Source organism: Salegentibacter haimaensis (assembly GCF_054121495.1).
On sequence record NZ_JBSYGH010000010.1, the window covers coordinates 101964 to 126508 of the forward strand.

A 24545-nucleotide genomic window follows, 5' to 3' on the forward strand; every position below is an offset into this window, starting at 1 on the left:
CCGGTTAGATCAGGAATACGTAGATGGTTTGCACCAGTTTTATCTCTATAATTTCCAGGCGGCTGGTCACCGAGTCGGGAAAAACGAAGAGACCAATCCCCATTAACAGGGCAAGCCATCCTAAACCGGTAATGAGCAATCGCCAGTTAAGTTCCCAAACATTATGGAAAAGCACATTCAACAAGCCCAGGATTATGGCCATAAAAGCGACTAAAATCAAAAATTTCTGATCTCTTAAATCTTCAAAGATTTGCCTGATTCTTTTGGGATTGAAACTGAGGATAAAAAAGAAAATCAACAGATACCAACCCCAGAATTTTGCAAGAAATATGGAAATATCCATCCTGATTCTAATTTGAATTCCATTATAAATTTAGGAGGTACCTGCTGCTTTTAATATGATAAAAGTCATAAGTAGTTAGCTTAATGCCGAGACGGTCTTTTAATGATCACCTTTGGAAATAGTTATGCCAAAAGCCGGTTAAAGAAAAATAGAGCTGTTGAAATTTTAGTAATTTTAATCTTCTATGAAAGATCACTACTACATTTTGGCCGCTATTGGCTTTGCCACTCTCATTATGGCCTGGTTGCCATCAATTTCGAAAAAAATCAAGGTAAGTTCGCCTATACTACTTTTATTAATCGGATTTGTATTGTTTGGTCTTGATGTTCCTCTCTCCTGGCCAGACCCATTATGGAACGACAGGTATCTTATGTATTTTTCTGAAATGATTGTGATCATTTCTTTAATGGGTGCGGGCTTAAAAATAGGAACCCGTTATAGTTTAAAAACCTGGAAGAGACCTCTATTATTGGTGTTCATCACGATGCCCCTGTGTATGCTTTCGGCTTATTTAATAGGCCATTATTTTTTATTTTTAAGCATACCCTCTTCTCTCTTGCTAGCCGCTATACTGGCTCCCACCGACCCTGTACTGGCAGCCGAAACCCAATTGGATGATCCTAAAAGAGAAAAAAGGTTTAAAGGAAAAATTCGTTTTTCCTTAACTGCCGAGGCCGGCTTAAACGATGGTATGGCTTTCCCGTTTACCTACTTGGCTTTACTGGTTGCACAGGCAGGTAGTTGGGCCCTGTTTGACTTTAGTGATTGGTTTTGGGACAAATTATTGCTGAAAATTTTCATCGGAAGTTTGTTGGGAATTATAATTGGCCGACTTATTGGCTTTGTTTTAGATAGGTTAAATGTGGTCACCGGTATTAAAACTTTCGACGGATTTCTTGCTCTTTCCCTTACCGTTTTCGCCTATGGCATCACAGAACTTCTTCACGGCTATGGCTTTCTTGCGGTATTTTTCGCCGGTTTAAGCCTTAGATATTACGAGAAGATAAGCGGAGATTATAAAAAGAAAATGCACGATTTTGTACACGAAATTGAACGATTGATGTTGGTGGTGTGGATTATACTTTTTGGAGGCTCTATAATGAATGGCATGTTAAATTTAACCGATTGGAAAGGTATCTTATTTGCACTTGTTTTTATTGTCATAATCAGACCGCTGACAGGATTAATAGGCCTTGCAGGGATCAAAGACGATTTTAGAAATAAGCTCGCAATAAGCTTTCTGGGAATTCGTGGAATTGGTTCAGTTTTTTATCTCTCCTGGGCTTTGGTTCAATTTAACGGATTTGAAAATAAGAATGAATTATATTCAATCACTGCATATATCATTTTATTCTCGATCGTCTTACACGGTCTAACAGCACCTTCAATTATAAATTATTTCAAAAAGAAAGATTTGGAAGAATCTAACCCTGAAGATGAAGGCTTCGACGAAAAGGAGGTTTAAAGCATCCACTCTAAAAAATACGGGGTGATTAGTGCAGTAATTATTCCGTTTAGGCACATTGCCAGGCCGCTGTAAACCCCGGCAAGTTCGCTTTCTTCGAAGGCCCTGGCAGTACCGATTCCGTGGGCTGCGGTGCCTAGGGCAGTACCCAGGGCTATGGCACTTCTAATTCGGGTTTTCCTTAAAAACCAGGGACCAAAAGCGTTTCCAAAGATTCCAACGGCAATTACAATCCCTGCCGTTACCTCTGGCAATCCGGAAGTGATTTTTGTGATCTCTATCGCAATAGGCGTGGTCACCGATTTTGACGCCAGCGAGCGAACCAGAATTTCAGGCACCTGCAACAGCTGTAAAAATAGCACGACTGAGATTACTCCTGCCACTCCCCCTGCAAAAACCGATAAAACGAATATTTTCAAATTCTTCTTCAGCTCTTCATATTTCTCATAAAAGAAAACTCCCAAAGCCACCACCGAAGGGCCCAGGAAAAAACTGATATAGCTTCCGCCGCGATTATAGGATTCAAAATCGATTTGAAACAATTGAAGAAAAAGAATGATACCTACAATTGAAAGAAGCACGGGATTAAGCAGTACGTGCTTTCTAAGTTTTCTTATTCCTAAAGCCAGAGAATAAATAGCCAGGGTGAGAAAAACCCCAAAAATTGGTAGATCGAAAAACGCAATCATTCTTTCCCCAGTTTTTCAAGGATTAAGGCGGTAAGGTACATACTAAGCAGACTGCTAAAAATTACTGTTAGAATAATGTGGGGCCAATAGCCGGTGAGAATATTGAAGTATTCCATAAGGCCAACGCCATACGGAATAAAAAATAGAACCAGGTATTGAATAAGTTTATCTGAAGCCGGTTTAACCTGTTCAAGTTTTACGAGTTTAAATCGCAGCGCAAAAAAAATCAGGAACATTCCCAGGATATTCCCGGCTACCGGAATTTCAAAAAATCGGGTGATTCCCTCTCCTAAAAGCAGGAAACCAAAAATATAAACAAGACCTTTTAGCATCTATTCATACATTTTGTCAAGCGGGGTTTGATGCAACTCTACCAAAAACTCAGAAATCATATCGGTAGTCTTTTCAAAAAATCTGGCTCCTTTTTCTTTAGTGGCTTTTTTGGGATCTCCCACTCCGGTATCGGCTGTAACGCTGGTCCAATTTCTTTGAGCACTCACCCAGCCCTCTTTAAGGCCTTTGATCTTAAAAGATTTTGCCGAGCCATCTCCCGCCTCCTCCAGCGGTAATACCAATTCTGGTCTAAGGTGCATAACTGCGGCAGTTTCTAATTCCCCTGCGTGATCGCCCGGCTCATCAAAATATTTAGCGGGCTCTCCCACCTGCCACCAGTTTATACTACACACAAAAACTTGAGGAAACTCAAGGCTGAGTTCCCTGATCATCTGTTTAAAATTATTTCCGCCGTGGGCATTTAAAATCACCAGTTTCTCAATTTTATGTGCCGTAAGCACCTGCACAATATCTTTTAAAACCGCATATTGAGTCGATGGATTCATATTCAGGCAAAGTTTCACATCCATTTGCCCGGTATTTACTCCAAAAGGAATAGTAGGCAAAACTACAGGACGTGAATTTTTCTCCCAGGCCTTTCGAGCCGATTCTATGGCATTGGCCTCGCCCAGAATATTATCGGTCGCGTAAGGCAGGTGATAATTGTGGGCTTCGGTAGCACCCCAGGGCAATACCGCTACGCTATAGTTGGCATCTTTAACATATTTCCAGTTGGTATCGGCAAGTACGTAAGGTCGAATGGAGTTTTTCATTTGCGGAAAGCTTTCTTCAAAAGTAAAAAATCTAATGAACTCGCATAAAAAAAGGCCACCCTAAGGCAGCCTTTTTAATTGAAAAATTATAATTGGTTACGACTTCGCTTTTTTCATTACCACGGCATCGATCACGTGTACTACCCCGTTAGAGGCTTCTACATCGGCCTGGATTACGGTTGCAGTATTTCCGTTCTCGTCTTTAATTACTACGTTTTCACCGCTTAGCATTGCAGTTAACTCGGTACCTTCCATAGTTTGGAATTTGTACTCCCCGTTGTTGTCTTCGATCATTTTGATCAATTCATCTGAAGTGATTTCATCTTCTACCACGTGATATTTCAATACCTTGGCAAGATCATCTCTACGATTTTCAGACATTAAAGTGTCCAGTTTGGCTTTTTCAATTTTAGAGAAAGCTTCATTGCTGGGAGCAAAAACGGTATAAGGTCCTTCCTCTTCGTTTAAAGTTTGATCTAACTCAGCGCTTTGAAGGGCGGAAGAAAGAGTGCTCAAATTTTGATTTTCTCTGGCACGGGCAGCAATGCTGTTAGATTCCCATTCCATTCTTTCTTCTTCGGCACGCAATTCAGCCTCACGTTCGGCTTCCATACGTTCCATTCTTTCTTTTTCTTCCTGTTCTGCTTTGTTATCCTTACATCCTGTAAATACAACTCCTGAAAGGATTAGCATTATCATAAAAACTTTGGTTCTCATATTCTTAATTTTTATTTGATTGGAGATGCAATTTATTGCGTAAACCCGACATATACAGTGCTTTGCCATTAAATTTTAGTTAAATAGTGTAAAGCTTATGCTAACGGCCGGTATAATTTTAGTTTAAGGCTTTTTCTTAGTATTTTTGCATCACAAATCGAAGTCATGAAAATTCTACTTATATCTATAGTATTATTAGCACTGGCCTTTGCCGGAATCGCCATAAAAATCTGGGGAAAAAAGGATGGGAAATTCGCCGGCACCTGTGCGAGTCAAAGTCCGTTTCTAAATAAGGAAGGTGAACCTTGCAGTTTTTGCGGAAAACTTCCTGAAGAAGCCGGTGATTGTTCTGATGTAAACAAGTCGAAGCAGGCTTAATGGCAACACTACTACCGGGTTTATTTATTCTCTTTACATTAATTTGCCTGGTATATTATCTGGTATTCTTAAGATATGGTTTTAAGAATTGGGCGGCACCTTCTTCTGGGCAGCCTCCGGTTTCAGTTATCATCTGTGCCAAAAACGAAGCCGAAAATCTTCGAAATTTCCTCCCGGCATTCCTGGAGCAAAATTATCCTGAATTTGAACTTATTTTAATCAACGATGCTTCGGTAGATGATACTCTCGAGGTTATTGAAGAGTTCCAGGCCAGAGACTCCCGCATTAAACTGGTAAATGTTCAAAACAACGAAGCATTTTGGGCCAATAAAAAATATGCTCTTACCCTGGGCATAAAAAAAGCCCGGTATAAACACCTGCTTTTTACCGATGCCGACTGCGTGCCGCAATCTGAATTCTGGATTGAACATATGGTGGCCGGCTTCGCCCCGGAAAAACGATTGGTATTGGGCTATGGAGGCTATTTCAAAAACAAAAAATCTCTCCTCAATAAATTAATTCGTTACGAAACCCTGCTTACCGCCATTCAGTATTTTTCTTATGCCGGGGCCGGCAAACCTTATATGGGAGTGGGCAGAAATCTGGCTTATACCTCAGATCTTTTCTACGAACAAAAAGGCTTCGCCAACCACCTGCACCTTCGCTCGGGAGATGACGACCTGTTCGTGAACGAAGCCGGAAACGCAGAAAATACTTCGGGTATAATTAATGAGAAAGCAATTACGCGGTCTATTCCAAAAAGATCATACCGGGATTGGTTCGAGCAAAAACGCCGGCACGTCTCTGTAGCCAAACATTATAAATTAAGCGACCAAATGCTGCTGGGAATTTTTTATATAAGCCGGGTTGCCTTTTGGTCGTTATTACTCATATTGCTAATACTTCAGAAATATTTATTCATCGCCTACATCGGTTTGGGAGCTTTATTGTTAGTACAGGGACTGGTTTACTATTCCTGGAGTCGTAAACTTAAAGAAAGCGATGTGGTTTGGTTATTTCCGGTATTGGAAGTATTTTTATTGTCTTCGCAATTTGCGATTTTTATAGCTAACCTTTTTTCAAAACCCAGGCATTGGAAATAAACCCTGAAGAATTGATGCGGAAGATTGCAGCCGCTAAAGATGGAAGCCAATCTGCCTTTAATTTTTTGCTGGACGCCTATTGGAATGAAGTGTATGGTTTTCAGCTTAAGAAAACTCAAAATGAATACGAGGCCGAAGATATTACCATTCAAACTTTTTCCCGGGCTTTTAAAAAGATAGACACTTTCGATGAGAATTACTCTTTCAGCACCTGGCTTATCGCCATTTCCCGAAACCTGCACGTAGATATGCTTCGGAAGAAAAAATCTTCCATCAACCTGAGAACGAGTTATAAGGCCCAGGAAGAAATCCACGATATAGCAGATGAAACTCCCGGGATTGAAGATAAACTCATCAACGAACAACATTTGGCTCAGCTGCTTCAGGACATCAAGCAATTAAAACCTCACTATCAACAGGTAATCAATTTGAGGTACTTTCAGGAGAAATCATACAAGGAAATTGCAGAAGCCTTAGACGAACCTCTTAACAACGTGAAAGTAAAACTTTTAAGAGCAAAAAAGCTGTTGGCCGAAATTATAGAAATCCGCAATTCACGACAGGGCTGAAAATTATTCAGTTCAACTTAAAATTGTATCTTTGGGCCCAAGATTTTTGCTATGAGTACAGAAACCCTTACCCCGATAAAAGAGAAGCCAAAAGCCAAACCAAAATGGCTAAAAGTTAAGCTCCCTACAGGCAAGAAATATACTGAACTTCGCAACCTGGTAGCCAAATACGATTTACATACGATTTGTACTTCGGGAAGCTGCCCGAATATGGGCGAATGCTGGGGAGAAGGCACGGCTACTTTTATGATTCTCGGAAATATTTGCACCCGCTCCTGCGGATTTTGCGGCGTTAAAACCGGAAGACCTGAAAGTTTAGACTGGGATGAGCCAGAGAAAGTAGCTCGCTCAATTAAACTTATGAAAATCAAGCACGCCGTAATCACCAGCGTAGACCGTGATGATATTAAGGATATGGGTTCGATTATGTGGGCTGAAACGGTGAAAGCCATTAGGCGAATGAATCCCGAAACCACTCTTGAAACCCTTATCCCAGATTTTCAGGGGAACGAGAGAAATATAGATCGAATAGTTGAAGTGATGCCCGAAGTGGTTTCCCATAATATGGAAACGGTTAAAAGACTCACCCGCGAGGTGCGCATTCAGGCGAAATACGACCGTAGTTTAGGAGTTTTAAAATATCTAAAAGACCAGGGTGTTAGAAGAACCAAATCGGGAATTATGCTTGGGCTTGGAGAGCAGGAAGATGAAGTTATTGAAACCCTGCACGATCTAAGAAATGCAGGAGTAGATGTGGTAACTATTGGACAATACCTGCAACCCAGTAAAAAACACCTCCCAGTCAAAGAATTTATAACCCCCGAGCAGTTTAAAAAATACGAAGAAATAGGTCTTGACCTTGGATTTAGACACGTGGAAAGCAGCGCGCTTGTTCGCTCCAGTTATAAAGCTCAGAAACACATCAACTAAGTTAGATGGTTTCAAAAACTAAAATTGCCATTAACGGTTTTGGCCGTATTGGCCGAAGTTTGTTCAGGCTTTTGCTTGATCATCCTCATTTCCAGGTAGTGGCCATAAACGATCTGGCCGATATTAAAAGCCTGGCTCATCTGCTAAAATACGATAGTATTCACGGCCCTCTCAACCGAAATCTGGAGGTTAAAGCCGATACTATTGTAGTTAATGAAAATTCCACACGATTTTTTCAATTTTCGAAACCCGAAGATATCCCCTGGGATGAACTCGAGGTCGATTATGTAGTAGAGGCTACCGGGAAATTTAAACACAAAACAGAACTTGAAGCTCACCTGAAACCCGGAGTAAAGAAGGTGATTTTAAGTGTCCCACCTTTAGATAATAGCATCAAAATGGTAGTTTTAGGCGTAAACGACCATATTTTAGATGGTTCTGAAACCATCATCTCCAACGCCTCCTGTACCACCAATAATGTAGCTCCTATGCTAAAGTTGATGCAGGAAAATTTTGGCATCGCCCAGGCTTACATCACCACCGTGCATTCCTACACCACCGATCAAAGTTTGCACGACCAACCACACCGTGACCTTAGACGAAGCAGAGCTGCTGCCCAATCTATTATTCCAACAACCACAGGAGCAGCGAAAGCCCTCACCAGAATTTTCCCTGAATTAAGTGATGTTATTGGAGGTTGCGGCATTCGGGTACCTGTCCCAAATGGGTCGCTAAGCGATTTAACCCTGAATTTAAAAAAGGAAACCAGCATCGAGGAGGTAAATCAAATCTTTAAAACAGCAGCTTCAGAAGAAAAATTTAAAGGTATACTCAGTTATACCGAAGACCCCATCGTTTCTATAGATATTATAAACAACACTCACTCCTGCGTATTTGATGCAGAAATGACCTCGGTGATTGGAGGAAAATTACTGAAGATTATAGGTTGGTATGACAATGAATATGGCTATTCCTCAAGGCTTATCGATATAATTTCAAGAGTTAACAATTATTAACTATATTTAACACTTATTAGAAGCTTACTGATCAACCGCCCATGAAATACTTTAAGCTAAACCTGCTAATGGTGTTCTTCTTATTGAGCTTTGCTGCCCTTTGCCAGAAGCAACCAGGCCTCAATGAGGTGGCTAAGACCAATGATGAAATTCAGGTTTTGCTTGCCGAGGCCGAAATTTCTATAGACCAGTTGGATTTTGATTCGGCGATGGAGCAGTTAAACCATAGCCTGGAATTATCGAAATCTATTGGTCATAAGCGCTATATCGCGCTAACCAGCAGCATCATCGCCAAGCTCTACTATATCAAACACGATTACGAAAGAGCCATTACCGAATTGCAGCGGGCGATTTCTATTCAAAGAGAAATTGAAGATGAAGTTGGCCTGGCCTATAGTTATGTAAATTTCGGAAAAACCTTTCTGGCTAAAAAAGATGCGCAACGGGCACTTTCTTATTTTAATCAGGCCGAGCGTATTTATAAGGAAAGAGGAGACGAAGAGCACCTGGGAATTATTAGTCTAAACCGGGGATCAGTATACCTAAACCTAATTGGTGATCACGAAAAAGCCCTGGCCGAATTCAATAAAGCCGAGACTTTGCTGGAAAATTCAGAAAATTACTACGAGAAAGCAAGGCTAAATTATTTTCGCGGTCGCACTCATTTAAAACTCGAAAACATTAATCTCGCCGAAGAAGATGCTATGGCGGGTCTTGAACTAAGCCGTAAAAAGGCCTTTTCGGGGATGGAGATGAGCAATAATCGCCTGTTAAGCGATATTTACGAGGCTAAGGGAGATTTTGCCAAAGCCCTGGCCTATGCGCGGATAAGCGACGAGATAAGAGAATCGATTTTTAATTTAAACAAGGAAGCCCTTGCAGTAGATGCCAATACCCGCTATGGAGTTGATGCTTTACGAAGCAGTATGAATGAGCTTACCCGGCGAAATGCAGAGCAGCAACGCTCGCTCAAGGTAAACAAACTCACCACCATTTTAAGTGTTGCCCTTATCACGATTTTATCGCTGCTCACCTTATCTTTATATAAAAACAACAATCTAAGGGCCAGAGCCAACGAATTGCTTCAAAAGAAAAACAACGAGCTTACCAGGGCTAAAGAAAATGCCGAGAAAGCTTCCCTGGCAAAGGCACAGTTTTTATCTACTATCACCCACGAACTTCGTACACCTTTATATGCTGTTACTGGGCTAACTCATCTTTTGCTCGAGGAAAGCCCTACTGAAAATCAAAAAGAACATCTTAATTCTTTGAAATTTTCAGGGGAATATTTGCTTTCTCTTATTAATAACATTCTCGATCTAAATAAACTGGAAGCCAACAAGGTTGAAATTATTGAGACCAATTTCGATTTGGAAAAGAGGATCTCAGATGTGCTGGTGGCGCTTAAAAATTCGGCCGATGAGAAAAACACCAAAATTCATTTCGATTTCGACCAGGCTATTCCGAAGAAATTAAAGGGAGACCCTTTAAAAATTTCCCAGGTGCTTATCAACCTGATTGGAAACTCCATCAAGTTCACCGAAGATGGGGATATTTGGATCTCAGTAAAAAAGGCCAGGCAGGAAAGTGCTTTTGTATGGCTGGATTTTGAGATTAAAGATAATGGGGAAGGGATTTCAAAAGAGAAACAAAAGGCGATTTTTGAGAATTTCACCCAGGGTTCAACCCAAATTAACCGAAAATTCGGTGGTACAGGCCTGGGTCTTTCAATCGTAAAGAATCTGCTCAACTTAATGGGTAGCGAGGTAACGCTGGAGAGTGAGCTTGGCAAAGGTTCAAGGTTTAGCTTTCAACTAAAATTTGAAGCTCTTGAAATCCCAAAAGAGGCTTCAAAAGAAAGCATCGCCCTTGAGGATGCCAATATTATGAAAGGCAAAAAGATCCTTATCGTAGAAGACAACAAGATCAACCAGATGATCACCCGAAAGATTCTCGAAAAGAACGGGGTGATTTGTGAAGTTTCAGATACGGGAGATCTGGCCATAGATAAGGTGAAAAATGGAGATTTTGATCTTATTTTAATGGATATTCATATGCCCGGAATTAGCGGGATTGAAGCCACCGTTCAAATTAGAAAATTTAATGAGGATATTCCAATTATCGCGCTTACTGCGGTAACCCTGGAAGAAAGCCTGGAAGATTTCTACAAAAACGGCTTTAATGACATCATTCCGAAACCCTATAAAACCGAAGAGTTCTTCAATAAAATTAACAAACACTTAAGCCTAACTAAACATACGGTTTAAGCTTTTGGCAAGCTCTTTGAATAAAACTGGCCAGTAGAATTATATAGATCAGATTTCGAATATATAGTTTGAATTAGCCAAAACAAAAAGAGGTGCAATGTGCGCCTCTTTTTTATTTATAAGAATTTACAAACTTCAGCAATTCCTGCTGAAATTCCTCTTCCTTGCCCAGAAATGCCGATCTAATAGATAGATAGTAAAGCTTATTGTCACTAATTTTATCCTGAAGCCTTACATAATCCTTTTCGGTGGTGAGAATAAAGTTTTCTTTATTTAATTTTTTGATTTCCTCTTTATTGAAATTATGATGATCTCCAAAATTGAGATGTTTGAAATCCAATTGTTGTTTCTGAAGAAATTGCAGCAAAGGCTCAGGCTTAGCGATTCCGGTAACCAGGCAAAATTCTTTATTTTTTAAGGCATTCAAGTCCAGGGAACCTTCTTTGGAAACCAGCCGCGAATTATAGTCGATATAACTAAAAAACAGTTTTTGATAATTTCTGAGTTCCAGTCGGCTTCTAATTCGGTCCTTTTCAGGTGTAGTTAAATTTTTTGGGCATTTTGTAACCACAATGATTTGCGCCCGGGAAGCCCCGTTGCTGAACTCCCTTAAATTGCCGGTAGGCAGCATAAAATCGTCGGAATACAAATCTCCGTAGGCCGTGAGCAAAATCGAAAAGCCAGGTTTAATTTTTCTATGCTGAAAAGCATCATCGAGCAAAATCAACTCAGGTTTTATGGAGAGTAATTTTTCCACACCCCGTATTCTATTGGCATCAACGGCAACCAAAGCCTCCGGAAATTTTCGCTTAAACTGAAGCGGTTCGTCACCAACGGCTTCAGCCCTTTCGTTTCCCTTCAACAGGCAATAACCTTTGGTCTTACGTTTGTAGCCGCGGCTTAAGCTGGCCACCCGATGTTCCTTTCCGAAGAAATCCAACAAATACTCGATCATAGGACTTTTTCCCGTGCCGCCTGTGTTGAGATTACCCACACAAATTATGGGTAGGTTGAATTCAGTAGATTTTTTCCAGCCACTATCGTAAAGCATATTGCGCACCCAGGTTATGAGTCCGTACAGGATTGAAAAAGGCAACAGCAATTTTCTAAAAAGCTTCATAAAGGCAGAGAATAATCTTTAAATTTGAAAAAACCTGAATTCAGAGCTGTTTCAGCATCGAAAATAAGTAAAAAGCAAGGGCTTTTTATAAAATCCAGAGAAAAATGAAAATAAAGGAAGTAATAAAAATTCTTGAAGACTTCGCCCCTACTGCCTATGCCGAAGATTTCGACAATGTTGGTCTCCTAACGGGAGATCCCGAGACCCAGGTAAGCAATGCGCTTATTAGCCTGGACTGTTTGGAGGCTGTTGTTGAAGAAGCCATCGGTAAAAACTGTAATCTCATCATTTGTTTTCATCCTATAATTTTTTCGGGCTTAAAAAAACTTACCGGAAGAGATTATGTAGAGCGAACCATCATAAAAGCCATCAAAAACGACATCGCTATTTTTGCGATTCATACCGCCCTTGATAATCATTATAAGGGCGTGAATGATATGATTTGCGAAAAACTTGGGCTGGAAAACCGAAAGATTCTAATTCCAAGAAAAGATGTAATTCGCAAACTTACCACCTTTGTGCCCACCTCAGATGCCCAAAAAGTTCGTGCTGCCTTATTTGAAGCTGGAGCAGGCAGCATTGGCAATTACGATCACTGCAGTTACAATTTAAAAGGCGAAGGAAGTTTTAGGCCTAATGATGAAGCCAATCCAACTATAGGAGAGCGTGGGCAGGTGCATTTTGAGGAAGAAACCCAGATTGGCGTGACCTTTCCTGTGCATTTGGAATCAAAAATACTTCAGCAATTATTTGCCGCTCATCCGTATGAGGAAGTGGCCTATGAAATCACACGGCTTGAAAATGCGCACCAGCAAATTGGGATGGGAATGATCGGGGAATTAGCGAGCCCGGCGAATGAAAAGGATTTTCTTCAGCAGGTAAAATCTACCTTCGAATGCGGTTGCATAAGGCATTCAGAATTTCGCGGAAAAGAAATAAAAAAGGTCGCGGTTTTGGGCGGTAGCGGCAGTTTTGCGATCAATAAAGCCAAAGCTGCCGGGGCCGATGTGTTTCTCACTGCCGATTTAAAATACCACGATTTCTATAAAGCCGGAAAAAACCTGCTGTTAGCCGATATTGGTCACTATGAAAGCGAGCAGTTCACAAAAAATTTACTTCATTCTTATTTGACAAAAAAAATTAGTAATTTTGCACTTATTTTAGCAGAGACAAATACCAATCCTATCAAGTATATTTAACTATGGCAAAAAAAAACGAAGTAACTGTAGAAGAGAAGTTAAGAGCGTTGTACGATCTTCAGCTGGTAGACTCCAGAATCGATGAGATTAGAAACGTACGCGGCGAACTTCCCTTGGAAGTTGAAGACCTGGAAGATGAAGTAGCAGGATTAAACACTCGTTTGGAAAAATTAGATGCCGATATTGAGGTTATTGAAAATGATATTAAGGCCAAGAAAAATCTTATAGATGAATCTAAGGCCACTATCAAAAAATACAGCGAGCAGCAAAAAAATGTTCGCAATAACCGTGAATTCAATGCTTTATCTAAAGAAGTTGAATTTCAGGAATTAGAAATCGAATTGGCAGAAAAGCACATTCGCGAGTACAAGGCTCAAATTGAGCAAAAGAAGGAAGTAATCGCTCAAACTAAAGAGCGTGTTGAGGAAAGAAAAAAACACCTTGAGCACAAAAAAGGTGAGTTAGACGCGATTTTAGCTGAAACCGAAAAGGAAGAGCAGGCGCTTATCGCCAAATCGGCCGAGTTTGAAAAGAACATCGAGGAGCGTTTAGTGAGAGCTTATAAGCGTATTCGTGAAAATGTAAAGAACGGATTGGCGGTAGTTCCTGTAGAAAGAGGTGCTTCAGGTGGATCTTATTTCACCATTCCTCCACAGGTGATTATGGAAATCGCCGGAAGGAAAAAAATCATCACCGATGAGCACAGCGGAAGAATATTGGTAGATGAGGATCTTGCTAAAGAGGAAAGAGAAAAAATGGAAAATCTTTTCACCAAAGTTTCATAAAACTAACAGCCCGATTCCGGGAGGTTCTAAATACAAAACAACCCTGAAGCAACTCGCTTCGGGGTTGTTGTTTTTTGGTAGCTTAACAAGTATTTCACAGTATAGGCTTATGAAAAGCTTTACCTTTAAATTATAAACCCAACTATTATGAAAAGATTTTTTATAATTCCGGTACTTATGCTGGCCCTTGTGTCCTGTAAAAATGAAACAGATCAAAACGTGACCCAGGTAGACGATATAGAACAAACCGATGATTTCAATATTGAGAATCAGGAAGGCAATGATCAAAACAGAAACTCTACTGGCAACCCGCCTTCTCAAAATAACCAGGGTCGCAGGGATATAGACAGCTCTCAACCCGATCGTGCCAATAACTCTACAAGGAGCGGATCAACTTCAGGAAAATATACAAAGGTAGATGAAAGTGATGCCACCTGTAATTGCTATTGCTTAGATGTAGTTGAAGGCGGCACCACCGAGATGTGTTTGAGACCAGATGAAATTTACATCACAGCCCGCGTAGAAAAAGGCCCGGGGAGCGAGATTCATTTCTATTATACACAGCCATCATCGCGAAATACCAACACCGAACTGCCCTGGGAAGATTTCGATAAAAACCAGCCTATTGCGATAATGCTGCCCGGTGAAAATGGTCAAATGGACCTGGACTGGAAAGGTTTTCATATAGACGGCCAACTGGCCACCGATTACGCAATTTATGGCAAGAAAACCCTTGAAGGCAATTATAAAAGACAATAATATGAAGTCCCTTAGCCTGATTTTTAGCATAGCATTTTTATTCATTTCCTGCGGAAACACGGCACAGGAAAAAAGTGTAACCAGACCCGAAATCGCCAATGCCGATCCTGTTGAAGTTCCTGCCGAAAATGGACTGGAAAGAGCCTATTTCGCATCAGGCTGCTTTTGGTGCGTGGAGGCTATTTATGAAAGCGTAAGAGGAGTAGAAGAATCTATCTCGGGTTACGCAGGGGGACATACCAGGAATCCCACTTATGAAGAAAGCAATACCGGCAAAACCGGCCACGCTGAAGCCGTAGAAATTATATACGATCCCGATGTGGTTAGCTTTGAAACCCTCGTAGAAGTATATTTTGGCTCCCAAAATCCGACGCAGGTTAACGGGCAGGGTCCCGATATAGGTTCACAATACCGTTCTATCATCTTTTATCAAAATGAGGAACAAAAAAGAATTATAGAAAAAGTAAAAAATCGAATTGCTGAAGATTACGACAAACCCATAGCCGCCGAGGTATTACCATTTTTAAAATTCTGGGTTGCCGAGGACTACCACCAGGATTACAAAAAATACAATCCAAACAACCCCTACATTCAAAAGGTTTCCAACCCAAGATTCGAGCGATTTAAAAGAAAATTTCCTCATTTATTAAAGGATTAGAAATTTCTGAATTTGCCATTATTTCAAAGCCGGGAAATTCAGAAATTGGGTTTAGTTCATGTATTTTTAGCCAAAATTAGAAAATGAACATCACCATAGAAAACGTCCTGCTAATAGGTTCGCTCCTTCTTTTTATTAGTATCCTGGCAGGAAAAACTTCCTACAGGTTTGGAGTACCCACCCTGGTGCTGTTTCTCTTGGTGGGAATGTTGGCAGGAAGTGAAGGCCTGGGTCGTATAGAATTTAACGATCCCTCCCTGGCTCAATTTATCGGGATAGTTTCTCTGAATTTCATCTTATTTTCCGGGGGGCTTGACACCAACTGGAGAAGTATTAAGCCCGTGGTGTGGCAGGGAATTTCCCTTTCAACCCTGGGAGTTCTCTTTACCGCCCTGGGATTAGGGACTTTTGTATACTATATTACCGATTTCGGGATATTCGAAGCCTTACTGCTGGGAGCCATTGTTTCCTCTACCGATGCCGCAGCGGTTTTTTCAATTTTGAGATCTAAAAATCTGGCTTTGAAATCACGGTTGCGCCCCACCCTTGAGCTTGAAAGTGGTAGTAACGACCCAATGGCCTATTTCCTTACCATTGCTTTTCTAAGCCTCGTGGTAAGCCCCGATAAAAGCATACTTAGCATCATCCCATTTTTCCTACAGCAAATTTTAATTGGCGCCGCGATGGGTTTCCTCTTAGGAAAATTGAGCAAATTAATCATCAACCGAATTCGTTTGGATTTCGATGGTTTATACCCCGTATTAGCCATTGCCTTAATGTTCATCGTGTTTTCCCTAACCGATTTTATAGGCGGAAATGGGTTTTTAGCGGTTTACCTTGCCGGAGTTTACCTGGGCAACCACAACATTATTCACAAAAAAACGATAATGCGAATGTTTGACGGGCTCGCCTGGCTTATGCAAATCGTTTTGTTCCTCACCCTGGGATTACTGGTATTTCCTTCTCAGGTTATTTCTATCGCGGGCATTGGATTTTTAATCTCAGCATTTTTAATTTTTATAGCCCGGCCTTTGGGCGTTTTTCTAAGTCTTTCCTTTTTTAAAATGAAAATGAGGCGGCGCTGGTATATCTCCTGGGTGGGACTTCGGGGTGCGGTGCCCATCGTATTTGCGACTTATCCTTTAATTGCAGGAATTGAAAAAGCGAATATGATCTTCAATATTGTATTTTTCGTTTCCCTTAGTTCGGTATTGCTTCAGGGAACCACGCTCTCCCTGGTGGCCAAATGGCTGCACGTAGCCTTGCCTATGAAGGCAAAACCTAAATCGCCGGTAGATGTTTTCCTTTCAGATGGTGAAAAATCCTTTATCAAAGAGATTATTATTCCGGAGAATAATCATTCTGTAGGAAAAAGAATAGTCGATTTAAAAATTCCGCGGAAGGCTATTATTGCCATGATTTCCAGAGATGACAAATTCTTAACACCTAACGGAAATACGGTGATAGAACCTAACGACCTGCTTATCGTTCTTACCGAAGACCGGCAGAGCCTGGTGAATGTCTATGACAGTTTGCAACTCGAGATGTTAGAAGATGAGGAAGAGGTGTTACCTTAAAGCCCTTTTTCTTCAATTAAATCAAGAATTTTTCTTTCTACCTCGAGACTATCCCATTTTTGTTCAATTTCTGGCATTTGCATCACTTCTTCCATAAGAGCCCTTTGTTTATCGCCAATTTCGAGCGCATCGGTATAGGGTTTATCTGAAAAAGTCACCCTGGAATACAACGGAATCCATTTGTCGGGATACTTCGCCGCAAATTGCTTTTCTATTTTCTTCTGAAGCAGGAAGTTTTTATCGGCCGTTTTGCTGCTCATTTCCATAAAATTGCGATAGCTTAACTCGGCGATGGCATCAGTATTGGGTTTTCGCTCGGCCTGGTATTCGTTGAAAATTCGTTCCCAATCATCTCCATGGGCCTGCATTTTTTGAAACAAAACACTAATATCTTCAAAGCCCGCATTCATCCCCTGTCCATAAAACGGGACTATGGCGTGCGCCGAATCGCCAACCAGGACTACCTTTTCCCAGTATGACCAGGGGTAGCATTTTATAGTTACCATAGAGCTGGTAGGATTTTTAAAAAAATCCCGCTTCAGGTTATCAATTTCATTTTTGATATCGGGAAAATGAGTTTCAAAAAAAACATCGGCCTGCTCCTCGCTCTGCAGACTTTCAAAACTATATTTTCCTTCAAACGGAAGAAAAAGCGTGCAGGTAAAACTACCGTTAAGATTTGGCATCGCAATGAGCATAAATTCTCCGCGCGGCCAGATATGAAAGGAATTTTTATCGAGTTTGTGGCTGCCGTCTTCGTTGGGCAGAATGGTTAGTTCTTTATAGCCTACATCGATAAAAGCCTGGGAATAATCAAACCGGCTTTGTCGTTGCATTTTATGGCGCACCCTGGAAAACGCACCATCGGCACCAAAAATAAGGTCGAATTGATATTCCTGCCATTCGCCCTTTTCAGACTCTCCGGTATATAATTTGGCTTCGGGCATATCTATATCCCAAACCTTTTCTTCGAAACTAAACTTTACTCCTGCTTCTTCAGCCAGGTCTATCATTTTTCGATTTAGAACACCCCGGGATATGGAGTAGATTGCCTCCCCTTTTTTTCCGTAGGGCTGAAAATAAACCGGTTTTTCGTTAACGTGTAAAGCTCTTTTATCTAAGGGGATCGCTAATTTTCTCACTTCATCTTCGATTCCAGCCTCGCGCAGGGCACGCCACCCGCGATTAGACATCGCCAAATTAATGGAGCGGCCAGAGAATTCTACTTTTCGAATATCGGGGCGACGATCAAAAACCTGAACCTGATGCCCGGCTTGTTTGAGATAAAGCGCCAGTAAAGAACCTACCAGCCCAGAGCCGACTACGGCAATATTTTTTGGAGTTTGCATGATAATATAACCCGGCCAAAGACCTGTTTGCCTACGAAAATACTTAATTCTATAAAGCTATTGAAAGCTTGCCTCCAGAAATACCTAAAAGGCTGTCAAAGAATCTATAAAAAATTATAATTCGGGGTTAATTTTAAGTTTTTCGGCCGGGAGAATGGCTAAATTTAAGCATAAGCCTAAAAACTAAAATTATGGATGAGCAAAAACTGGAGCATATGCGCTCTGTATTAAATCGTTTGGAAGATGTGAAAAACACCCAGGAAAGCATTATAGACAAGATTAACCATATTATTACCGACCTCTTTGAGCATCCCGACAAAGACCTCGAAAAGGTTATGGAAGCAGCCCATCAAAAAGCTTCAGATAACGTTGATGCGATTCGGGAAGCGATGGATGACTATGAGATTAGAATCAATAAAATTGAAAATGAATCCTGATTAAAGTTTGAAATCAAATACAAAATAAGGTGATATCGATTAATCTATTTCAGGAAATATATAGCTTCTGAAAAATTAGTTGATATCACCTTAATTTTTAAACCTATGAAACATATTACTGCTGAAGAAATTAAAGCCATGGAGAAGATTCCGAGGCTTAATCTTGTAAATAGCATAACCGGATATAAATCGGCCAATCTTATCGCTACTAAATCCAGGGAACACGGCCCCAATCTGGCCATTTTTAGCTCGGTTACTCACCTGGGAAGCGATCCCGCCCTGCTGGGATTTATCACCAGGCCTATAAAGGAGGTACCGCGCAATACCTATAAAAACATCAGGGAAAATAACTTTTTCACCGTAAATCATATTCAGAAGAATATGATTGAAAGCGCTCATCAAACCGCAGCGAAATATGATGAAGAAATTTCAGAATTTCAAAAAACGGGGCTAAAGGAGGAATACCTGGATAATTTTTACGCACCCTATGTAAAACAATCGGCCATAAAAATTGGATGTCGTTATGTGAATGAGTATCTCATCAAAGAGAACAATACCGTGATGGTGATTGGCGCCATTGAACACATCTATTTTGAAGAAGGCATACAGGCCCCCGATGGCTGGTTGCGCCTGGATGATGCAGAAACCGTTGCGATAAACGGGTTGGATGGCTATGCCCTACCCCAATTATTGGACAGGTTTCACTATGCCCGGCCAGAACAGGAGATACGCTCATTCTTTACATCAAATGAAACATCTTAAGAAAGCCGATTTACCAACCAAGCTTTGCCCTATCTGCCAAAGACGATTTAGCTGGCGCAAAAAATGGAGAAACAGCTGGGAAGAGGTCAAATACTGCAGTGAAAAGTGCCGCAGAAATAGTTCCCGAAACAATGAGTAAAGACAAAAAGATTCTGCGTTTAATTTTAGGCGATCAGTTAAATTATAAGCATAGCTGGTTTGCGGAAACCCGGCAGGAAGTGGTGTATGTAATGATGGAAATGCGGCAGGAGACCGATTATGTGGTTCATCACATTCAGAAGCTGCTTGGTTTTTTTACCGCTATGCGCAATTTTGCTGAATATCAAAAAGAACGCAATCACGATTTAATTTATTACAAAATCGATGACAGGAAAAACCTGCAAAGCCTGGACGAAAACCTGAAACAAATCATTTCAGAATATAAAATTGAAAAATTTGAATACCAATTACCCGACGAATACCGGCTGGATGAACAGCTCAAAGATTTTTGCAAAAAGCTCAATATCAAATCTGAAGCAGTAAACAGCGAACATTTTCTAAGCTCCCGTACAGAATTGAGCGAATTTTATAAAGACAAAAAACAATTAACCATGGAGTATTTCTATCGCTATATGCGTAAGAAATACAACATTCTCATGGTTAATGAGAATGATCCCGAAGGCGGAAAATGGAATTATGATAAGTCGAACAGGAAAAAGTGGAAAGGAAAACCTGAAATCCCGCATGAAAGAGGTTTCAGAAAAGATATAAGTGCACTCTTAAAGGAAATTTCTGAAGCCGGCATTAAAAGCTTCGGAAATATAGATGCTGAAAAATTCAATTGGCCCACCAACCGGGAAGATTCTTTATCGGTATTAAATTATTTCTGCAAAAATCTATTGGTTCATTTTGGAGATTTTCAGGACGCCATGCATACAGATGAAGCCTATTTATATCATTCCCGTTTATCTTTTGCTCTCAACACCAAAATGCTTCAACCAAAAGAAGTTTTGGAAGCTGTAATTAACCATTGGCGATCGCATAAAACAGAAATTGACATCTCTCAGGTTGAAGGTTTTGTAAGGCAAATTTTAGGATGGAGGGAGTATATGAGAGGAATTTACTGGAAGGAAATGCCGGGCTACCGCCAAAGCAATAAGCTGGACAATCAAAATAAACTTCCCGACTTTTACTGGACAGCGAATACCAAAATGAATTGTCTAAAAACCAGCATTCAACAAAGTTTAGACAATGCCTATGCGCATCATATTCAGCGCTTAATGATTACGGGTAATTACGCTCTGCTTACTCAAACTCATCCAAACGAAGTAGACGCCTGGTATCTGGGAATTTATATAGATGCCATCGAATGGGTAGAAATCACCAATACCCGGGGAATGAGCCAATATGCCGATGGAGGGATCGTAGCAACCAAACCCTATATTTCCAGCGGTTCTTATATCAATAAAATGAGCAATTACTGCCAGGATTGTGCCTATAAAGTGAGTAAAAAGACCGGAGAACACTCCTGCCCCTTCAATAGTCTCTACTGGAATTTTCTACATGAAAAGCGGGAGTATTTTAAAGACAACCGGCGAATGAAAATGATGCTGAGCTTACTGGATAAAAAGTCTCCTGAAGAAATGGAAGCAATTAACAGCCGCGCAGCCGAAATTATTAAAAATCCCGATAAATTTTAACAGTCTAGTTAAACAGGCGTTAAATGCTCTTTACTGCACATTTTTCTTCTCTAATTTAGTTCTACCTAATCAAACTATCTATTATGAGAGATCTTATTTGGCTCATTGTCGTCATTTTAATCATCGCCTGGCTTATTGGTTATATAGGCTTTGGAGAAGCTGTAGGTAACCTGATTCACATTTTACTGGTACTTGCCATTATTGGGATTTTGTACCGTTTGGCTACAGGAAGAAGACCATAAATAGCTGAGCCTCAAAAACAATCAAAATAATACCTATCTTTAATACAATCAATTAACCAACGCAACATTGTTGCCTAAAAACCACTATTATGAGAGATTTAATTTGGCTAATCGTAGTTTTGCTAGTAATCGGATGGCTAGTAGGATTTTTTGCTTTTCCAGATTTGGGAAGCATTATCCACATTCTAATTGTACTGGCTGTGATTTTAATACTGTATAAATTACTTACAGGGCGTAGACTGTAATAGTTTACTAATCGAATCTATCAAAAACTCTCCGAACTTTCGGGGAGTTTTTTGTTTTCTGAAATGCCTGTAAATTTTAGTAACTTTAATGCATAACCAATCCAATCTAGCATGAAAAAAATAATTTTCTTTCTCCTGGCCCTCAGTATCATCTCCTGTAAGGAAACAAAAAAAGAAAGCCCTGTGGTTTCAGAAACCGAATTTGAAGTGCAGGAAGAAAACTCTATTGGCCGTCAAATCGCAGAGGCTCATGGGTTCAATAATTTCGAAAATGTTGAGGAGATAAATTTTACTTTTAATGTAAAAGTTGGAGATTCACTTAGAACAAGCCGTGCCTGGAACTGGAATACCAAAACCGATGAGATTCGCCTCACCGAGGCAGATATAAGCCGCACCTATAAAAAAGACGGAGATATTTCTGAAGAAGAAAAAGAGGTGGATCAAAAGTTTATCAATGATAGTTACTGGTTGTTATTCCCCTTTCAATTGGTTTGGAGTGATGCCGAGATTTCAGAAGTAAAAAAAGCTAAGGCGCCAATAAGCCAAACCGAAATGAATTATGTAGAAGTTTCCTATAAAAATGAAGGAGGCTACACCCCTGGAGACACCTATGTAATTTACTTTGAAAAAGATTTACTGCTGAAGGAATGGATTTACAAATCGGCCGATGGGAATAGAGAAATGCCCACCACCTGGGAAGATTTTAAGGATTACAAAGGTCTAAAAATTGCCCGTTCCCATAAATCTCCCGACGGGAGTTTTGAGCTTTTCTTCAGCAATATTGAAGTGAAATAAATTAATACCTCAAGCCTCTCACCAATTCTTCTGAATTTTTTGCGGGCTTCCAATCGCTTTGAGGTTCAAAATGCTGCCAGGTGATTTTAGAGATTTCGCGCTGCAGTTTCCAGGCTTCGTTCTTATAATCCCAGGACTCATCTTTATTATTTTTAGTAGCTATATAAAGCACATAATCGCCTGAAGGGGCATTTACCAGCACCACCTCAGATCGGGAGCGGTTTACCATTCCCTGTTTGGCTGCTGTCTGCACAAAAGGCGGAATTTGTGAAAGCACATAATCGGTATAAAAGCTATTGCTCAATAACCTGTACATTTCATCACTGGCCGCAGCACTTATAAGCTCCCGGTTTCTCATCATAATAACAAGCTGGGACATTTCGCGGGGGGTGGTTTGGCCCCAACCATATTTCTCCCAGATTTTTTCCCTGCCCTTGGTTCTGGAATTTACGCGAGTGTGTTCAAGCCCCAATTCGTGCATAAGGGCATTGATCTCTTTCCCACCCCCGGCAAGTTCCTGACTCCATAGCGAAGTCACATTGTCGCTTTGAGTAATCATTAACGAAGCAAGAATTCTGATATCGGTTTTGGTTGAATCTTTAAAAAACTGCATAAGCCCTGAGCCTCCATAGTGTCGGTCTTCAGTGTAAATTAAAGTATCGTTCAAACCCAGTTCACCTTTATCGATTTTATCGAAAAGCTTTACCAGAATAGGAATTTTCACAATGCTTGCAGTAGGAAAAACCGTGTCGGCATTAATAGCTACTTCCCTACCCGATTTAAGATGTTTTACATAAATTCCAACATCCCCCTGAAAATTCCTGGTGGCTGCCTCCAGTTTTTCCTGTAAGACTTCATCAACCTGCCTTTCCTGCGCATTTACCATGAAGAAAAAAAGACTAACGAAAACTGCTAAAATCGACCTCATAATATATTTTTATTGCTGTTGAATTCCCTTCATCAAAATTTGGCCAAATTCATACATATCCTCAAAAGAGCAGTAGAATGGCGCCGGTGCCAGTCTTATGACGTTGGGTTCTCTCCAATCGGGAATTACGCCATTTTCCATCAAATAATTAAAAAGCTCTTTTCCCTGCCCGTGAAGAAAAACCGAGAGTTGTGTGCCGCGTTCTTCAGGATTTGAAGGAGTAATAATTTCAAATTCTGCCTCAACTTTTTGGGCTATATCATTGAGAATAAACTCCAAATAACTCACTATTTTATCTCTTTTCGCAATCAAGGCAGGCATCCCAACCTCATCGAACATTTCTAAAGAAGCCAGGTAGGGTGCCATGGCTAAAACCGGGGCGTTGCTAATTTGCCAGGCCCTGGCGTCGGGTTCGGGTTGAAATTCGGGTTCCATTAGAAATCTTCTTTCTTTACTATGGCCCCACCATCCCTCGAAGCGGGGAATTTCTTTTAGATTATGGTATTTTTCGTTGATATAACATCCTGATGCATTTCCGGGCCCGCTATTCATATATTTATAACTGCACCAGGCCGCAAAATCTACCCCCCATTTATTCAGGCTCAGGTTTACATTCCCGGCAGCGTGGGCTAAATCCCAACCAACAAAGGCACCTGCATTGTGACCTGCCCGGGTGATTTTCTCCATATCCAGCACCTGGCCGGTATAATAATTCACTCCGCCTAATAACACCAGGGCACACGCATCGCCCACCTCATCGATTTTTGCCAGTATATCTTCAGTTCTGAAATTATGTTCTCCCGGCCGGCGCTTTATTTCCACTATAGCCTCTTCAGGCTTAAATCCATGAAAACGCACCTGGCTGGCAAGCATATATTGATCGCTGGGAAAGGCTTTTTCTTCACATATAATTTTATATCGCTTTTGCGTAGGCCTGTAAAAAGAAACCATAAGCAAATGCAAATTCACCGTGAGAGTATTCATCACAGTTACTTCACTTGGGTTGGCGCCTACAATTTTTGCCAGTTTTTCTGAAAATCTTTCGTGATAATCCCACCAGGGTTTTTCGGCTTTAAAATGACCCTCAACCCCAAGCCCGGCCCAATCGTTCATTATTTCATTTACATAACCGGCAGCGGTTGTAGGCTGAAGGCCCAAAGAGTTTCCGGTGAAATAAATTACATTCTTTCCCTTATGCTGCGGAAAAATAAATTGCTCCCGGTATTTTGAAAGTTTATCCTGTGCATCGAGTTCCTGCGCAAATTGGCGGGTATTCTGATATTGCATGTGTGGTGTTTTTATGCTGAATTTCGAAATCTATCCTATCGAGTAAAAATACAACTAATTAAAAGATGGAAAAATCATCTTTTGACTATAGGCGCTTTTGCCTGAATTCGGTTTCAGTCTTCCTGCAAAAGTTTAAATTT

The 24545-nt window shown here is 40.7% G+C and carries 28 protein-coding genes; 19 read left to right on the forward strand and 9 right to left on the reverse strand.

The window, feature by feature from the left end; genetic code table 11:
* Positions 1 to 4: 4 nt before the first annotated feature.
* Entirely contained in the window at positions 5 to 343 is a 339-nt protein-coding gene (locus ACW6QP_RS10835; protein ID WP_457910888.1) for a hypothetical protein, read from the reverse strand.
* Positions 344 to 527: 184 nt separating this feature from the next.
* On the opposite strand from ACW6QP_RS10835, the gene ACW6QP_RS10840 reads away from it, so the two are divergent.
* Positions 528 to 1808 carry a cation:proton antiporter gene (locus ACW6QP_RS10840; RefSeq protein ID WP_457910889.1) on the forward strand — a complete coding sequence of 427 codons (1281 nt, stop codon included), beginning with the start codon at positions 528 to 530 and terminating at the stop codon, positions 1806 to 1808.
* Here the strand turns inward: ACW6QP_RS10840 and ACW6QP_RS10845 are convergent.
* The 4 genes from ACW6QP_RS10845 to ACW6QP_RS10860 form a co-directional block, all read right to left on the reverse strand.
* A complete protein-coding gene (locus ACW6QP_RS10845) occupies positions 1805 to 2497 on the reverse strand; it encodes an LrgB family protein (protein ID WP_457910890.1) in 693 nt (230 codons plus the stop codon). The two genes, ACW6QP_RS10840 and ACW6QP_RS10845, sit on opposite strands and share 4 nt — an antisense overlap.
* Positions 2494 to 2829 carry a CidA/LrgA family protein gene (locus tag ACW6QP_RS10850; protein ID WP_457910891.1) on the reverse strand — a complete coding sequence of 112 codons (336 nt, stop codon included), beginning with the start codon at positions 2827 to 2829 and terminating at the stop codon, positions 2494 to 2496. The genes ACW6QP_RS10845 and ACW6QP_RS10850 overlap by 4 nt, the downstream gene beginning before the upstream one ends.
* Positions 2830 to 3603, reverse strand: coding sequence for a creatininase family protein (locus tag ACW6QP_RS10855; protein ID WP_457910892.1), 774 nt, complete (start codon positions 3601 to 3603; stop codon positions 2830 to 2832).
* Positions 3604 to 3699: 96 nt separating this feature from the next.
* Entirely contained in the window at positions 3700 to 4320 is a 621-nt protein-coding gene (locus tag ACW6QP_RS10860; RefSeq protein WP_457910893.1) for a fasciclin domain-containing protein, read from the reverse strand.
* Positions 4321 to 4485: 165 nt separating this feature from the next.
* Between ACW6QP_RS10860 and ACW6QP_RS10865 the strand changes: the two genes are divergently transcribed.
* Genes ACW6QP_RS10865 through ACW6QP_RS10890 form a run of 6 tightly spaced genes read left to right on the forward strand, consistent with a single transcriptional unit; the run spans position 4486 to position 10583 of the window.
* Positions 4486 to 4698 carry a membrane or secreted protein gene (locus tag ACW6QP_RS10865; protein ID WP_457910894.1) on the forward strand — a complete coding sequence of 71 codons (213 nt, stop codon included), beginning with the start codon at positions 4486 to 4488 and terminating at the stop codon, positions 4696 to 4698.
* Positions 4698 to 5801, forward strand: a complete 1104-nt coding sequence (locus tag ACW6QP_RS10870) for a glycosyltransferase (RefSeq protein WP_457910895.1) — start codon at positions 4698 to 4700, stop codon at positions 5799 to 5801. The genes ACW6QP_RS10865 and ACW6QP_RS10870 overlap by 1 nt, the downstream gene beginning before the upstream one ends.
* Positions 5792 to 6370 (forward strand): RNA polymerase sigma factor, encoded by a 579-nt coding sequence (locus tag ACW6QP_RS10875; RefSeq protein WP_457910896.1) that lies wholly within the window; start codon positions 5792 to 5794, stop codon positions 6368 to 6370. The genes ACW6QP_RS10870 and ACW6QP_RS10875 overlap by 10 nt, the downstream gene beginning before the upstream one ends.
* Before the next feature lie 51 nt (positions 6371 to 6421).
* On the forward strand, positions 6422 to 7300 hold the full coding sequence (gene lipA / locus ACW6QP_RS10880) for a lipoyl synthase (RefSeq protein ID WP_457910897.1): 879 nt from the start codon (positions 6422 to 6424) through the stop codon (positions 7298 to 7300).
* A gap of 5 nt (positions 7301 to 7305) precedes the next feature.
* On the forward strand, positions 7306 to 8316 hold the full coding sequence (gap, locus tag ACW6QP_RS10885) for a type I glyceraldehyde-3-phosphate dehydrogenase (protein ID WP_457910898.1): 1011 nt from the start codon (positions 7306 to 7308) through the stop codon (positions 8314 to 8316).
* A 41-nt stretch (positions 8317 to 8357) separates the two neighbouring features.
* Positions 8358 to 10583: an ATP-binding protein gene (locus ACW6QP_RS10890; protein ID WP_457910899.1), complete on the forward strand. Its 2226-nt coding sequence runs from the start codon at positions 8358 to 8360 to the stop codon at positions 10581 to 10583.
* 112 nt (positions 10584 to 10695) lie between these two features.
* Here the strand turns inward: ACW6QP_RS10890 and lpxK are convergent, their stop codons facing one another.
* Positions 10696 to 11703, reverse strand: coding sequence for a tetraacyldisaccharide 4'-kinase (gene lpxK / locus ACW6QP_RS10895; protein WP_457910900.1), 1008 nt, complete (start codon positions 11701 to 11703; stop codon positions 10696 to 10698).
* Positions 11704 to 11807: 104 nt separating this feature from the next.
* On the opposite strand from lpxK, the gene ACW6QP_RS10900 reads away from it, so the two are divergent.
* The 5 genes from ACW6QP_RS10900 (at position 11808) to ACW6QP_RS10920 (ending at position 16681) form a co-directional block, all read left to right on the forward strand.
* Positions 11808 to 12902, forward strand: coding sequence for a Nif3-like dinuclear metal center hexameric protein (locus ACW6QP_RS10900; protein ID WP_457910901.1), 1095 nt, complete (start codon positions 11808 to 11810; stop codon positions 12900 to 12902).
* Between the two features lie 2 nt (positions 12903 to 12904).
* The gene (locus ACW6QP_RS10905; RefSeq protein WP_457910902.1) at positions 12905 to 13687 is read left to right on the forward strand and encodes a zinc ribbon domain-containing protein; all 783 of its coding nucleotides are present in this window, start codon (positions 12905 to 12907) and stop codon (positions 13685 to 13687) included.
* Between the two features lie 147 nt (positions 13688 to 13834).
* Entirely contained in the window at positions 13835 to 14446 is a 612-nt protein-coding gene (locus ACW6QP_RS10910) for a hypothetical protein (protein WP_457910903.1), read from the forward strand.
* A gap of 1 nt (position 14447) precedes the next feature.
* Positions 14448 to 15104 (forward strand): peptide-methionine (S)-S-oxide reductase MsrA, encoded by a 657-nt coding sequence (gene msrA / locus ACW6QP_RS10915; RefSeq protein WP_457910938.1) that lies wholly within the window; start codon positions 14448 to 14450, stop codon positions 15102 to 15104.
* 83 nt (positions 15105 to 15187) lie between these two features.
* Positions 15188 to 16681, forward strand: coding sequence for a potassium/proton antiporter (locus ACW6QP_RS10920; protein ID WP_457910904.1), 1494 nt, complete (start codon positions 15188 to 15190; stop codon positions 16679 to 16681).
* On the opposite strand, the gene ACW6QP_RS10925 is transcribed toward ACW6QP_RS10920, so the two are convergent.
* Positions 16678 to 18030, reverse strand: a complete 1353-nt coding sequence (locus ACW6QP_RS10925; RefSeq protein WP_457910905.1) for an FAD-dependent oxidoreductase — start codon at positions 18028 to 18030, stop codon at positions 16678 to 16680. The genes ACW6QP_RS10920 and ACW6QP_RS10925 overlap by 4 nt on opposite strands.
* 191 nt (positions 18031 to 18221) lie before the next feature.
* Here ACW6QP_RS10925 and ACW6QP_RS10930 point away from each other — a divergent pair, with 191 nt between their 5' ends.
* From ACW6QP_RS10930 to ACW6QP_RS10960, 7 genes are all read left to right on the forward strand, one after another.
* Positions 18222 to 18467: a hypothetical protein gene (locus tag ACW6QP_RS10930; RefSeq protein ID WP_457910906.1), complete on the forward strand. Its 246-nt coding sequence runs from the start codon at positions 18222 to 18224 to the stop codon at positions 18465 to 18467.
* Positions 18468 to 18572: 105 nt separating this feature from the next.
* Positions 18573 to 19229 carry a flavin reductase family protein gene (locus ACW6QP_RS10935; protein ID WP_457910907.1) on the forward strand — a complete coding sequence of 219 codons (657 nt, stop codon included), beginning with the start codon at positions 18573 to 18575 and terminating at the stop codon, positions 19227 to 19229.
* Positions 19216 to 19368: a DUF2256 domain-containing protein gene (locus ACW6QP_RS10940; RefSeq protein ID WP_457910908.1), complete on the forward strand. Its 153-nt coding sequence runs from the start codon at positions 19216 to 19218 to the stop codon at positions 19366 to 19368. The genes ACW6QP_RS10935 and ACW6QP_RS10940 overlap by 14 nt, the downstream gene beginning before the upstream one ends.
* Positions 19361 to 20908 (forward strand): cryptochrome/photolyase family protein, encoded by a 1548-nt coding sequence (locus tag ACW6QP_RS10945; RefSeq protein WP_457910909.1) that lies wholly within the window; start codon positions 19361 to 19363, stop codon positions 20906 to 20908. Before ACW6QP_RS10940 ends, ACW6QP_RS10945 begins: the two co-directional genes overlap by 8 nt.
* Positions 20909 to 20991: 83 nt before the next feature.
* Complete coding sequence (locus ACW6QP_RS10950) at positions 20992 to 21150, forward strand: lmo0937 family membrane protein (RefSeq protein WP_110688256.1); 159 nt, start codon at positions 20992 to 20994, stop codon at positions 21148 to 21150.
* Between the two features lie 89 nt (positions 21151 to 21239).
* Positions 21240 to 21395: a lmo0937 family membrane protein gene (locus ACW6QP_RS10955; RefSeq protein ID WP_457910910.1), complete on the forward strand. Its 156-nt coding sequence runs from the start codon at positions 21240 to 21242 to the stop codon at positions 21393 to 21395.
* 111 nt (positions 21396 to 21506) lie between these two features.
* The gene (locus ACW6QP_RS10960) at positions 21507 to 22190 is read left to right on the forward strand and encodes a hypothetical protein (protein ID WP_457910911.1); all 684 of its coding nucleotides are present in this window, start codon (positions 21507 to 21509) and stop codon (positions 22188 to 22190) included.
* Between the two features lies 1 nt (position 22191).
* Here the strand turns inward: ACW6QP_RS10960 and ACW6QP_RS10965 are convergent, their stop codons facing one another.
* The gene (locus ACW6QP_RS10965) at positions 22192 to 23118 is read right to left on the reverse strand and encodes a serine hydrolase (protein ID WP_457910912.1); all 927 of its coding nucleotides are present in this window, start codon (positions 23116 to 23118) and stop codon (positions 22192 to 22194) included.
* 9 nt (positions 23119 to 23127) lie between these two features.
* Positions 23128 to 24405, reverse strand: a complete 1278-nt coding sequence (gene kynU / locus ACW6QP_RS10970; protein ID WP_457910913.1) for a kynureninase — start codon at positions 24403 to 24405, stop codon at positions 23128 to 23130.
* Positions 24406 to 24545: the final 140 nt, after the last annotated feature.